Origin of the sequence: Leeuwenhoekiella parthenopeia, assembly GCF_020782115.1 — a bacterium.
Classification (GTDB): domain Bacteria; phylum Bacteroidota; class Bacteroidia; order Flavobacteriales; family Flavobacteriaceae; genus Leeuwenhoekiella; species Leeuwenhoekiella parthenopeia.
Genome location: NZ_JAJGMW010000013.1, coordinates 36,291 through 49,531, shown reverse-complemented (window position 1 = coordinate 49,531; position 13,241 = coordinate 36,291). Strand labels below are relative to the sequence as shown.

Below are 13,241 nucleotides of genomic sequence, written 5' to 3'. Positions count from 1 at the left end.
AACGTGGTGTGCAATCGTAAACAATAAAAAATCCCCTGAAGCATAAAGCATTCAGGGGATTTTAATTCTATTTGAACTCCGAACTCCGAACTCCGAACTCTATAAGTGAATCACTTCATCGTAAGCGGCAGCTACAGCTTCCATAACGGCCTCACTCATAGTAGGGTGCGGGTGAACAGCTTTAAGTACTTCGTGACCGGTAGTCTCAAGCTTACGGCCTAAAACAGCTTCGGCAATCATATCGGTTACACCGGCGCCAATCATATGGCAACCCAACCACTCACCGTATTTAGCGTCAAAAATTACTTTTACAAAACCATCTTTGTTTCCGGCAGCACTTGCCTTACCGGAAGCGGAGAATGGGAATTTCCCGATTTTGAGTTCGTAACCCGCTTCTTTCGCTTGTTTTTCGGTCATACCTACCGAAGCGATTTCAGGCGATGCATACGTACATCCCGGGATGTTGCCGTAGTCTAATTTCTCTACGTGCATACCAGCGATTTTTTCCACACAAATAATACCTTCTGCTGAAGCTACGTGTGCCAGCGCAGGTCCTGGAGTGATGTCGCCAATAGCGTAATAACCCGGCATATTGGTCTGGTACCAGTCGTTTACAATCACTTTATCCTTATCGGTAATAATACCCACGTCTTCAAGGCCAATGCCTTCAATATTGGTTTTAATACCTACTGCCGAAAGCACGATATCTGCTTCCAGTTTTTCTTCTCCTTTTTTAGTTTTTACGGTAGCAACCACACCCTCTCCTGAAGTATCAACAGACTCTACAGAAGCTTCGGTCATAATTTTAATGCCCGCCTTTTTCAGACTGCGTTCAAATTGCTTAGACACTTCCTCATCTTCTACAGGAACGATGTTTGGCATGTACTCTACGATGGTCACTTCGGTACCCATAGAATTGTAAAAACTACCAAACTCACAACCAATAGCTCCAGATCCTACTACGATCATGCTTTTTGGTTGCTTGTCAAGCGTCATCGCCTTACGATAGCCGATGATTTTCTTACCATCCTGCGGTAAACTGGGCAACTCGCGAGAGCGAGCTCCGGTAGCGATGATGATGTGATCTGCACTGTATTCGGTACCGTCAACATCAATTTTTTTACCGGGTTTTAGCTTGCCAAAACCTTCAATAACATCGATTTTATTTTTCTTCATCAGGAACTGAACGCCTTTGCTCATCCCTTCTGCCACGTTACGACTACGCTTTACAACCGCGTCAAAATCCTTATCGGCACCTTCTACTTTAAGACCGTAGTCTTCAGCATGCTTAAGGTATTCAAATACCTGAGCACTTTTAAGCAGGGCTTTGGTAGGGATACAACCCCAGTTTAAGCAAACCCCTCCAAGGCTTTCTTTTTCTACAATAGCGGTTTTAAAACCTAATTGTGAAGCTCTGATAGCTGTAACATAACCACCGGGTCCACTTCCTAAGACAATAATATCGTATTTACTCATAGTTTCCGTGAAATTTGAAGGCACGAATTTACGGATAAAATGCCTAAAAAACGAACCGCTAAAGCTTCGGGATTTTAAGAAACAGGCTTACAAAAGGCGTTTTTGGATTTCGGCTTTAAGAACCGGCAAAACAGCGCTTTCAAACCACTTGTTTTTATTCAGCCAGAAATGATTAACCGGAGAAGGATGGGGGAGTACAAAATACTTGGGCAAATAGGCTTCAAAATTCTGAATACGCCGCGTTAACGTGAGCTTATCCTGAAGGTAGAATTGCTGGGAATGATTACCGATTAAGATGTAAAGCGGGTCGCATTCAAATCTGTCGGTTACCTGTTTATGCCAAAGCGGAGCACACTCGGGTCTGGGCGGGAGATCACCGGTTTTGCCTTTACCGGGATAGCAAAAGCCTAAAGGCAGAATCGCAAAATTATCGGGATTGTAAAAGGTTTTTTCATCTACATCAAGCCATTCGCACAAACGGCGCCCGCTGGGATCATCCCAGGCGACAGACTGCTCGTGGGCAATACGACCCGGTGACTGACTTGCCAAAACGATTTTGCTCTTTGGCGAAGCCGAAATAATAGGGTTAGGGCCTAAAGGCAACTGCGGTTCGCAGAACTTACATTGTCTTATTTCTTGAAGTAACTTTTTAATAGTATCAGCTTTTATTTGGCTTAAGACCAAAAAATAGCCCGCGAGATTGCGGGCTATTTGTATAATTATTATTTCTCAATTATTTTCTTAGTTGAATTTCACTTTCTTCAATATCAAGTGTAGTCATTAACTCACTAAAGCTAGGTGTTTTGTCAAACTGCGCTATTAAGTCTGAAGGAATAATCGCAATTCTAATTGGAACTCCTGCTGTGTAAGAATCATCAATAGTACTTAAATCGCTATCACCTATAATTGATAGCAGTGCGGTTCCACTAGCATAATCAAAATCATAAACATATTGAAATTCACCTTGATCATCGAAATAGCTTACAGGTAAATTTGTCCAAATACTACCACCAAGATTTAAATAAACAATTATGATATCTCCATCAAGAACTCCGTTGTAACCAAATTCTTGAGAGGTCCATACATTCCCGTCAGCATTATAATTAAAATTTGCTGTCTCTTCATAAACGGCAGGTAGTGGAGCATCAAGACCGTCAAGTCCATCGCGTCCCGGAGGTCCCGGATCCCCGGTACAAGAGGTTAATATGACTGCAAATAGGGCGAGTAGTGAAAGTAATTTTTTCATATATGTATTTTAATAGGTTATTTAATGAGGTAGTATCAAGAGTCGTTCCAAAAAGGGATTTACTCCTTTTCGAAGTCTATTGAAGCCGAGTTCACGCAATAGCGTTGTCCGGTTTCGGTAGGGCCATCATCAAAAACGTGACCTAAGTGACTGCCGCAGTTTGCGCATAAAATTTCGGTACGTATCATTCCAAAGGTGGTATCGCGCACGTACTCGACAGCTCCGGGGATCGACTCGTCAAAACTGGGCCAGCCGCAACCGCTCTCAAATTTGCTGTCAGCCTCAAAGAGCCTGGCATCACAGGCCCCACAGTGGTAGGTGCCATCTTTTTCAAAATGCAGATTGTACTTACCGGTATGTGGTCTTTCGGTGCCTTTACCGCGTAGAATTTGATAACGCTCGGGGCCCAATTGTTCTTTCCATTGGGCTTCCGTTTTCTTTACAGGATATTCTTTCATGATTATAATTCTCTTTTTTCATTTCCGTGAAGACGGAAATCGCTTAATCCGCACTTCGACGCACTTATAAAAGGTTTCGGTTGAAATGTCATTCTTCTACAAGCTTTAGTACTCTTTTAGATGCCTCCAATTTACATCCCTCAACCTCCCTTCAAAGGGAGGCCTTTAGTAATATAAATTTTTGTTTTAAGGTAAGATCTGTTTCCCCTTTGGGGGTTAGGGGGCTTCAGGAACAAAATCTAATGCCACACCATTGATGCAATGGCGCTTGCCGGTTGGTTTTGGTCCGTCATCAAAAACGTGTCCCAGATGTCCGCCACAGGTAGCGCAATGCTCTTCGGTGCGGGTATAGCCCAGTTTGTTATCTGAAGAGAATGCGACATTACCTTCAATATAATCGTAAAATGAAGGCCAGCCGGTACCACTGTCAAACTTGGTTTCGCTTTTAAAAACCGGGGTTTGGCAGGCCGCACATACGTAAGTACCTTTTTGCTTGTTGTTGAGCAAATCGCTGGTAAAGGCACGTTCGGTACCTTCCTCTCTTAGCACATAAAATTCTTCAGAAGAAAGCTCAGCTCTCCATTCTGCTTCGGTCTTGGTCACCGGAAAATTCTCCTGCTTTTCCTGCTGAGCCGTGCCTTTACAGGCAGCAAAACTCACCAGCAAGCCTAAAATCAGTATTTTTTTCATAGTATTCTTTTTGTTTAAAATTAGCCAAAGTCTGTAGCTCTGCTACGCTTGGTCGGGGTTTTAACAAAAGACTAACGCTTAGGAGTGTTAACACAATTGTCAAATTTGTATTTTAAAAGCAGTTATCATTAATAATTGCTATTTTTAAAGAGTATTATTTATTTAATCAAAAATTTAAATTAACCAACCTTGACACGAGAACGCATTGTTATAGAAAATATAGAACCCCAGCTGCAAGGTGGGGATTTTTTTATCAAAAGAGTAACCGGTGAACTGGTACACGTAACCGCAGATGTGCTGGGAGATGGCCACGATGTATTACAGGTCGAAGTTTGCTTTAAGCGTAAAACAGATAAAACCTGGCAAACCGTACGAATGGCTCCATTAGTAAATGATGCCTATGCTGCCGCTTTTAGAGTAGAACACCAGGGATTTTATGAATACAAGATTCGTGGGTGGATTGATCATCCGCTCAACTGGCAACATGGTATAGAAGTTAAACTAAAGGATGCTCAATATGTAAAAAGCGAGTTGCTCGACGGCATTCAACATCTGGAGGCAGTTAGCCAAAAACTGGATGACAACGGGAAGCACTATGTAGGAATGCTCCAAGATTTGTTTGCAGACGAAAAACGTTATGATGAGGCCTGCAAATACGCCATTTCTGAAGACTTGCACCGCATTTTTAGAGATCATCCAACGCGAAATCTCGCCCACGAAAGTAAAGCGCTTGAAGTCTATGTAGATCGCTCTAAAGCCCGTTTTAGCACCTGGTATGAGTTCTTTCCGCGTTCAGCAAGTGAAGAACCGGGCAAACACGGGACTTTTAAAGATTGTGAGCGTTTGTTGCCACGCGTGGCGGCGATGGGTTTTGACACCTTGTATTTTCCACCCATACATCCTATAGGCGAAGTAAACCGAAAAGGAAGAAATAATGCAACCAATGCCGAACCGGGTGATAGTGGGGTGCCGTGGGGTATAGGCTCTAAACACGGCGGCCATAAAGCCATTCACCCGGAATTAGGGACCGAAGCTGATTTCAGAAATCTAATCAACCACGCCGAAAGCTTAGGAATTGAAGTGGCTATGGATCTTGCATTTCAGGCCGCTCCCGACCATCCTTACCTTACCGAGCATCCGTCATGGTTTAAAAAGCGACCAGATGGTACCATGCAATACGCAGAGAATCCGCCAAAAAAATACCAGGACATCGTCAATTTTTACTGGGAGTCTGAAGATTATAAAGAACTCTGGGAAGAATTGCTGAGCGTAGCCTTGCATTGGGTTGATATGGGAATCAAAATATTTAGAGTTGATAACCCGCATACCAAACCCTTCTATTTTTGGAACTGGTTTATTGCAGAAATTAAAAAAGAGCATCCCGATGTGCTGTTTTTAGCTGAAGCCTTTTCACGTCCAAAAATCATGCAGCAACTTGCAAAACAGGGCTACAGTCAGTCGTATACCTATTTCACCTGGCGTACCAGTAAAAGCGAACTCATCGAGTATATGACCGAGCTTACGCAGACCAAACAAAAGGAATATTACCGTCCCAATTTTTGGCCCAATACACCAGACATCAACCCCTGGCATCTGCAGGGAGCTAACGAGGCACAGCATCTTATTCGCTATGCACTGGCTGCTACCTTAAGTTCAAATATAGGTTTATACGGCCCCGTTTATGAATTTATGGAGAGCGATCCTGTTCCCGGAAAAGAAGAGTATATGAATTCTGAAAAATACCAGATTCGCCATTGGGATTGGAAGAAAGACAATAAACTTATACGCCTTATAAGCAAAATAAACGCAGTACGTAAACAGCACACAGCACTTCAGCAGACCAATAATATTCGTTTTTGCGATCTGCATAACGACGGTTTACTGGCATTTTATAAGTGGGATGAAGGTTTTAAAAACGAAATTCTCGTTGTCGTGAGTCTTGATCCCTATTACAAACAAGCCGGTAGTTTACGCCTGCCATACGAACTGATGAATCTGGCACCGGGTTCTGAATTGACGCTGAAAGACGTAATCACAGACAGTACCTATACCTGGAACGAAGAATGGAATTATGTGGAATTGCACCCCTCATTACCTTTTCACATTTTTCAGGTATTTAAATAAAATACTCCACGCTTTAAAGGAAAACTAACTAATTAAACCAAACCCATGGCCGAGGAAAATCAAATTGACGGCAGACTTGATTATAAATACGAGTCCCGTTGGGAAGATTTATTGGAGAACGAGCGTTTTAATCGCGAACTCTGCAATGACATTTTACAACCTTACATCCTCAAGCAGCGTTGGTATGGCGGCAAAGCCAGTGCATTAAAATATCTGGAAATCATTGATAGTTTTCCTATCGAAGATCAAAAGGATCGGTTTTACGGGATAGTTCTTGAAGTAAATTTTCAGGAGGCTTTTGTGCAGAATTACTTCTTACCCATAGCTTTTATAACCGATCAAAGCCTGGTAGGCGATAAGCTTATTGCACGTTTAAGACTCAACGGTAAAGAAGGTTTTCTGGTAGATGCGCTGCTTCTGGAGTCTTTTCGCAAGCAAATCTTTTTAAAAATTCTTGAGGGCGAAAAATACCGCTATAAAGAGATTGCCTACCGCAGAGGCAGGTCCAATACCATTTCAGGCTATGAGAGCAGCAGATTAATGGGGGTAGAGCAAAGCAATACGTCTATTATCTATAATGAATCCTGTATCCTGAAAATTTTCAGAAGGGTTTATGTAGATGAAAACCCCGATTATGAGATCAGTAAGTATCTCACGATGAAAGGGTTTTTTAAAAACACCCCCAGATACCTGGGCAGTATCACCCTTAAGTTTAGCGATAAAAACGTGATCACTCTGGGATTGATGCAGGAGCTGGTGCCCAATAAAGGGGATGCCTGGGAGTATTTTACCCATAATCTTAAACTCATTTTTAAAGAATTATCCAATCAAAAACCGAAGCTTGAGACCCTAAGGCCTACAAAGTATCTGGAGCAGCTTGCTGTGACCGATGTTTCTTCAACAGTACTGGCCTGGTGTCCCCTTAGTTTTTTTGAGGATGTTTCCAATCTGGCTTTGCGTACCGCCCAGATGCACATAGGTCTGGGGCAGGAGCGCATCAACACGGCTTTTACACCACAACCTTTTGGTAATGATTATTCCGTTTGGCTCAAAAACAGATTGATTTATCAGTTTGAAAACCGAATAAATCTGGTTGAAAATAATCTGCATAAGTTAGATGGCTTGCAGCTCGAACTGGCACAGGAATTCTTGAGTAATAAAAAGGTCATTAGAAAACAGCTGCTCGATTTTGATGAAGATAAACTGAAGAGTGAACGTCTGCGCATACACGGCGATTATCACCTGGGGCAGGTACTGGTTCACGAGCGGGATTTTTACATCATCGATTTTGAGGGCGAGCCCGAAAGCACCATTAGGGATCGTAAGGTAAAGCAACCACCTATCAAAGATGTGGCCGGTATGTTCAGATCGTTTAATTATGCAATCTATGCTACCATATTCAACAACCACGAGGAGTATGATTATGAGCTTGATGAGCTCTTTCAAATCGCCGAAGTGTTGTACAGTAATATAGTAGGTGTATTTTTACGTACCTACATTCAGGAGGTGCAACAAGCCAATCTTAATATTGGCTACATCAAGGAAATCGAATTTTTATTACAATATTGCCTGCTGGAGAAAGCGGTTTATGAGTTGGGCTATGAGCTCAATGCCAGACCACGCTGGGCAATAATTCCCTTAAAAGGAATCTCCAACATACTTAATCAAAAAAAACATGAGTAACGTACACACATATAGTTTATTTTCAGATTTTGACATTGAGCTTTTTAAAGCCGGAAAGCATTTCAGGCTTTATGAAAAGCTGGGTTCCCACCCTGTAACCGTAGATGGTAAGAAGGGGACGTATTTTGCAGTCTGGGCACCAAGTGCCAAATCGGTTTCGGTAGTAGGTGATTTCAACTATTGGCTTGAAGGCGATCACAAACTCAACGTGCGCTGGGACGGCAGTGGTATTTGGGAAGGCTTTATACCCGATGTGGGTCACGGTACCATCTATAAATATAAAATTCAGTCGCATCACAATGATGTAAAAACCGAAAAGGCAGATCCTTTCGCCCGCAGGGCTGAGCATCCGCCTAAGACAGCTTCGGTCATCTACGATACCAATTACAAGTGGAAAGACAGTAAATGGATGAAAAACCGCGCGAAACATAACGCGCTTGACACTCCATTTTCGGTTTACGAGGTGCATCTGGGGTCGTGGAAAAAAACCGGAAACGAGAATCGCAGCCTGAGTTATACCGAAATGGCCGATGATTTGGTTGCCTACGTAAAACAAATGGAATTTACTCACGTGGAGTTTATGCCCATTATGGAATATCCATACGATCCCAGCTGGGGTTATCAATTGACCGGATATTTTGCACCGACCTCCCGTTTTGGATATCCTGAAGAATTTATGCTGCTGGTTGATAAATTCCACCAGGCAGGTATTGGAGTCATTTTAGACTGGGTACCCTCACATTTTCCCGAAGATGCACACGGTCTGGGTAATTTTGACGGGTCTCATTTATACGAACACCCGGATCCGCGTAAAGGCTGGCACCCCGATTGGAAGTCTTTAATTTTTAATTACGGGCGTAATGAAGTGCGTGCTTTCCTCATCAGTAATGCTTTGTTCTGGCTAGATCAGTACCATATTGACGGCCTGCGTGTTGATGCAGTAGCTTCTATGTTATACCTCGATTATTCGCGTGAAGACGGGGAGTGGGAGCCTAATCAGTTTGGAGGTCGCGAAAACCTGGATGCCATTTCATTTTTGGAAGAGCTTAATGTTACCGTGTTCAAAAACTATCCCGATGTGCAAACCATAGCTGAAGAATCTACCAGTTATACCGGCGTTTCAAAACCGGTTTTTCTGGGCGGACTCGGTTTTGGAATGAAGTGGATGATGGGCTGGATGCACGATACGCTGGAGTATTTTAAGAAAGAGCCGGTATATCGCAAATACCATCAGAATGATATAACCTTCTCAATGACCTATGCGTTCTCAGAGAATTTTATGTTACCGCTCTCCCACGATGAGGTGGTTTACGGTAAAAAATCTCTTTTTGACCGTATGCCGGGAACCGAGTGGCAACGCTTTGCAAACCTGAGGTTGATGTTTGGTTATATGTTTACCCATCCCGGTACCAATCTTATTTTTCAGGGAGGGGAGTTTGCACAAAGCTCAGAGTGGAATTTTCAGCAAAGCCTGGATTGGCACCTGCTGCAATACGATTTCCATAAAGGTATGCAGGCTTGCGTGACCGATTTGAATAAACTGTATAAATCCCACCCGGCCTTCTACGAAAAGCAGTTTAGCCACGAAGGTTTTGAATGGATCGAGTGGTCTGATTCTGAAAACAGCGTGCTGTCGTATCTGCGTAAAGGAAATAAACCAAAAGAAACGGTATTGGTAATTTGTAACTTCACCCCGGTACCCCGCGAAAACTATCGTGTAGGTGTGCCTTCAGAAATTTTTAAGGCGAAAGCCAGTCTGCAGGAAATACTCAATACCAATAAGAAAGAGTACGGCGGCAGTGGTGATTACCTCACCGAACGCGTGGCGGTGGAAGCTGTGCCCTGGAACTCCAGAGAAAACAGCATTAAGCTTGACCTGGCACCTCTGGCAACTTTGGTTTTTGCTTTGTCAGACAAATAAGGAGAATAATTTAAAACACTAAAAGGAGCAGAAAAGCTCCTTTTAGTGTTTTTTACAAGTGATAAACATTGATTTTAGCGATTTTCTGTTTACTAGTTCGTTGATATCTTTTCAAACCCTAAAAGAGATATTAATAGGAAACCAGTAACTTAGTTTGCGCTTAGCAAGAAGCCTGGTGATGATGATTAAATTCAAACAGCCGTTGATTATCAGGAAGTATTCCTTCCGTTGAATTCCCCAATAAACAGTATTTGATTAAAACGTAAAACGCCAGTAACGCATGATTACGAATACCGAATTAGAACAAAAAGGAAATCAGTTTCCCAATACCATAAAAAATATACGGCAGGAGGTTGATACCCTCTATTTTACGACCGAAAACAATGTAATTCTTGAACTTACCGTTTTGCGCGATAGCGTAATTCGTTTTCGCTACGGTACCCGTGGCATTCTTGAAGAGGACTTTTCCTATGCCGTTGATCCTGAAAATCTCATAGGTTACAACCATCTTGAACTTAGCGAGAATAAAAATTTTCACATTGTTACCACTGCCAAGCTCATCATCAAGATCGAAAAGATAAGTCTGCAGACCAAAATTTTGGACATAGAGGGAAATCTTATCAATGAGGATGAAGTTGGTTTTCATTATGAGGAAAGTTTTACGCTTGGCGGAAACATTGTCAAAATGAACAAGCGCTCTCATCCCGGAGAAGCCTTTTACGGTCTGGGAGATAAACCCGTACATCTAAATTTAAGAGGAAAGCGTTTTTCAAACTGGGCGACAGATTCGTATGCTTTTGGTAAGGAAACAGATCCCATTTACAAGAGTGTTCCGTTCTATATAGGGCTGAAGGACAAAAGGGCTTACGGGATATTTTTTGATAATACTTTTAAATCCACTTTCGATTTTTGTCAGGAACGGCTCGATGTTACCAGCTTCTGGGCACCCGGAGGGGAGATGAACTATTATTTTATTTATGGTCCCGATATGAGTGAGGTAGTGCAGAGCTATACCCACCTTACCGGTAAACCTGAGCTACCGCCCTTGTGGACGCTGGGTTTTCAGCAATGTAAATGGAGTTATTATCCGGAAAGCACGGTTAAGGGTATTGCAAAAAAATTCAGGGATCTTAAAATTCCCTGTGATGGCATTTATCTCGACATCGATTATATGGAGGGTTTTAGATGTTTTACCTGGAATAAGGAATATTTTCCTGACCCTAAGCGTATGGTGCGTGAATTGTTAAACGACGGTTTTAAAACCATTGTAATTATAGATCCGGGAATCAAAATCGATCCCGATTACTGGGTTTACCGCCAGGCATTAGAAAATGGCTATTTCTGTAAACGTGCAGACGGGCCAGATATGATAGGTAAAGTCTGGCCGGGAGAATGTGCTTTTCCAGATTATACCAATCCCGAAGTAAGGGAATGGTGGGCCGGCTTATTTAAAGAGCTGGTAGGAGAAATTGGTGTGCGTGGTGTATGGAATGATATGAACGAGCCCGCGGTAATGGAAGTTCCCGGCAAAACCTTCCCCGATGATGTGCGTCACGATTTTGACGGGCATCCATGTAGTCATCGTAAAGCCCATAACGTTTACGGTACTCAAATGGCGCGAGCGACCTATGAAGGCGTTAAAAAATACGTCTATCCTAAAAGACCTTTGGTAATTACACGTAGTGCATACAGCGGGGCACAGCGCTATACTTCTTCATGGACAGGAGATAACGTCGCTACCTGGGAGCACCTGTGGATAGCCAACAATCAGGTACAACGCATGTGCCTCAGCGGCATGTCTTTCACCGGTACTGATATTGGCGGTTTTGCCGAGCAGCCTACGGGCGAATTATTTGTACGCTGGATTCAGCTTGGGGTTTTTCACCCCTTCTGCAGGGTACACTCTTCCGGGCATCACGGAGATCAGGAACCATGGTCATTTGATGACGAAATAACAGACATTACCAGAAGCTTTATCGAGCTGCGCTATACCTTATTGCCCTATCTGTATACCATGTTTTACGATTATGCCACAGAAGGCATCCCTATGCTTAAACCTTTGGTATATTTTGATCAGGACGACCCACATACCCATTACCGCAGCGATGAGTTTATTTTTGGTAACAGCATTTTGGTTTGTCCCATTTTAGAACCCAATTCCAAGGGACGCAGAATGTACCTCGCCCGTGGTGGCTGGTACAATTTCTGGACTAACGAATACCTTGAGGGCGGGCGCGAGATTTGGGTAGATGCAGATATAGATTGCATTCCCATGTTTGTGCAGGAAGGGAGCATCATACCGCGATATCCCGTGCAGCAGTATGTGGGAGAACAGGTTATTGACGAACTCAAACTGGACGTGTACTACGCGGAAGATGTTGTAGACTCTAAAGTCTATGAGGATGCTAATGATGGCTATGATTATAAAAAAGGCAGATACAGTTTACGCAATTTTAAACTGAGAGGTAAGGCTTCAGACTTAACGATTCAGCAGCACAAGGGCGGAACCTTTGAGACAGAATACGATACCATTAAACTCAATCTCATAGGCTTACCTTTTCGCATCAAGAAAATCAAGGTAGATAATGTGGCATATGATTTGAATAATCTGGATAAGGAAGATAAATATTTAAAACTTCCTGAAGATTTTTCAGTAGTTCACATAATAGGATAATTTTCACAAGTACTATTAAAGTTTAGCTAATTGTTAAAAAACAGGTAGTTAGAATTTGTAATTTCATCCTGTTAAAATTTAATACTATACCATGAAACTCAAACAACTTATACTCGTTTTTATGACGCTTGCGCTGGTTTTAAGCTGTAAAACCAGTCCGTTTACGGGCAAGCAAACCTTCAATGCTTACAGCAATGAACAAATTTTCCCGTCGTCTTTTCAGCAATACAACCAATTTTTAGCAGAAAATAATGTAGTAAGAGGTACTGCTGAAGCTGCCGAAGTTAAGCGTGTAGGTGACCGTATCGCGGTTGCGGCAGAACGCTACATGACTGCTCTGGGATACCCTAATTACCTGGATGATTACCAGTGGGAATACAATCTCATTAAGGATAATGCTGTAAACGCGTTCTGTATGCCCGGTGGTAAAATTGTAGTATTTACCGGTTTGCTTCCGATTGCTGAAACTGAGGCCGGTCTTGCAATGGTAATGGGTCATGAGCTTGCTCACGCTATGGCTAATCACGGGGCACAGCGTATGACAGCTGCTCAGGCACAAAGTTTAGGCGCAGTTGCAGGTTCAGTGCTTATAGGTAATGACCCTCAAAAGCAGCAAATCTTTAATCAGGCATACGGTTTGGGTACAACCGTAGGCGGTATGTTACCCTTTAGCCGTAGTCACGAAAATCAGGCTGATGAGATTGGTACTATAATCGCTGCTATCGCGGGTTACGACCCTTATGCTGCAATCAGTTTATGGGAGCGTATGCGCGCTGCTTCAGGCGGACAGGCTCCACCGGAGTTTTTAAGTACGCACCCTTCGGCAGACACGCGTATTGCGCGTTTGAAGGAAATTGCTCCACGAGCAGTAGCCGAAGCTCAAAAATTTGGAGTGAATCCTACCAAATAACCATTTGTTAAAAAAGAAATTCAAAAGCCGCTTCTATTGAAGCGGCTTTCTTATTTTAG

At 42.8% G+C, this 13,241-nt stretch carries 10 protein-coding genes; 5 read left to right on the top strand and 5 right to left on the bottom strand.

The window, feature by feature from the left end; genetic code table 11:
* Window positions 1-99: 99 nt before the first annotated feature.
* From lpdA to msrB (LLW17_RS10940), 5 genes are all read right to left on the bottom strand, one after another.
* Window positions 100-1,476 (bottom strand): dihydrolipoyl dehydrogenase, encoded by a 1,377-nt coding sequence (gene lpdA, locus LLW17_RS10960; protein WP_228230306.1) that lies wholly within the window; start codon window positions 1,474-1,476, stop codon window positions 100-102.
* A gap of 87 nt (window positions 1,477-1,563) precedes the next feature.
* Window positions 1,564-2,079 (bottom strand): uracil-DNA glycosylase family protein, encoded by a 516-nt coding sequence (locus tag LLW17_RS10955; protein ID WP_434084779.1) that lies wholly within the window; start codon window positions 2,077-2,079, stop codon window positions 1,564-1,566.
* Window positions 2,080-2,209: 130 nt separating this feature from the next.
* A complete protein-coding gene (locus LLW17_RS10950; RefSeq protein WP_228230305.1) occupies window positions 2,210-2,722 on the bottom strand; it encodes a hypothetical protein in 513 nt (170 codons plus the stop codon).
* 59 nt (window positions 2,723-2,781) lie between these two features.
* Window positions 2,782-3,180, bottom strand: coding sequence for a peptide-methionine (R)-S-oxide reductase MsrB (msrB, locus tag LLW17_RS10945; RefSeq protein ID WP_228230304.1), 399 nt, complete (start codon window positions 3,178-3,180; stop codon window positions 2,782-2,784).
* 216 nt (window positions 3,181-3,396) lie between these two features.
* Window positions 3,397-3,870, bottom strand: coding sequence for a peptide-methionine (R)-S-oxide reductase MsrB (msrB, locus tag LLW17_RS10940; RefSeq protein ID WP_228230303.1), 474 nt, complete (start codon window positions 3,868-3,870; stop codon window positions 3,397-3,399).
* A gap of 189 nt (window positions 3,871-4,059) precedes the next feature.
* Here msrB (LLW17_RS10940) and LLW17_RS10935 point away from each other — a divergent pair, with 189 nt between their 5' ends.
* The 5 genes from LLW17_RS10935 (at window position 4,060) to LLW17_RS10915 (ending at window position 13,182) form a co-directional block, all read left to right on the top strand.
* Entirely contained in the window at window positions 4,060-5,994 is a 1,935-nt protein-coding gene (locus LLW17_RS10935; protein ID WP_228230302.1) for an alpha-1,4-glucan--maltose-1-phosphate maltosyltransferase, read from the top strand.
* A 45-nt stretch (window positions 5,995-6,039) separates the two neighbouring features.
* Entirely contained in the window at window positions 6,040-7,677 is a 1,638-nt protein-coding gene (locus LLW17_RS10930) for a maltokinase N-terminal cap-like domain-containing protein (RefSeq protein WP_228230301.1), read from the top strand.
* Window positions 7,670-9,598: a 1,4-alpha-glucan branching protein GlgB gene (gene glgB / locus LLW17_RS10925; protein WP_228230300.1), complete on the top strand. Its 1,929-nt coding sequence runs from the start codon at window positions 7,670-7,672 to the stop codon at window positions 9,596-9,598. Before LLW17_RS10930 ends, glgB begins: the two co-directional genes overlap by 8 nt.
* A gap of 280 nt (window positions 9,599-9,878) precedes the next feature.
* Window positions 9,879-12,272 carry a glycoside hydrolase family 31 protein gene (locus LLW17_RS10920; RefSeq protein WP_228230299.1) on the top strand — a complete coding sequence of 798 codons (2,394 nt, stop codon included), beginning with the start codon at window positions 9,879-9,881 and terminating at the stop codon, window positions 12,270-12,272.
* A 91-nt stretch (window positions 12,273-12,363) separates the two neighbouring features.
* The gene (locus LLW17_RS10915; RefSeq protein ID WP_228230298.1) at window positions 12,364-13,182 is read left to right on the top strand and encodes a M48 family metallopeptidase; all 819 of its coding nucleotides are present in this window, start codon (window positions 12,364-12,366) and stop codon (window positions 13,180-13,182) included.
* The last annotated feature ends 59 nt before the right edge of the window (window positions 13,183-13,241 follow it).

Coding starts and splice junctions, on each gene's coding strand:
- msrB (WP_228230303.1), bottom strand. CDS start 3,870: ATGAAAAAAATACTGATTTTAGGCTTGCTGGTGAGTTTTGCTGCCTGT.
- glgB (WP_228230300.1), top strand. CDS start 7,670: ATGAGTAACGTACACACATATAGTTTATTTTCAGATTTTGACATTGAG.
- LLW17_RS10920 (WP_228230299.1), top strand. CDS start 9,879: ATGATTACGAATACCGAATTAGAACAAAAAGGAAATCAGTTTCCCAAT.
- lpdA (WP_228230306.1), bottom strand. CDS start 1,476: ATGAGTAAATACGATATTATTGTCTTAGGAAGTGGACCCGGTGGTTAT.
- msrB (WP_228230304.1), bottom strand. CDS start 3,180: ATGAAAGAATATCCTGTAAAGAAAACGGAAGCCCAATGGAAAGAACAA.
- LLW17_RS10915 (WP_228230298.1), top strand. CDS start 12,364: ATGAAACTCAAACAACTTATACTCGTTTTTATGACGCTTGCGCTGGTT.
- LLW17_RS10950 (WP_228230305.1), bottom strand. CDS start 2,722: ATGAAAAAATTACTTTCACTACTCGCCCTATTTGCAGTCATATTAACC.
- LLW17_RS10930 (WP_228230301.1), top strand. CDS start 6,040: ATGGCCGAGGAAAATCAAATTGACGGCAGACTTGATTATAAATACGAG.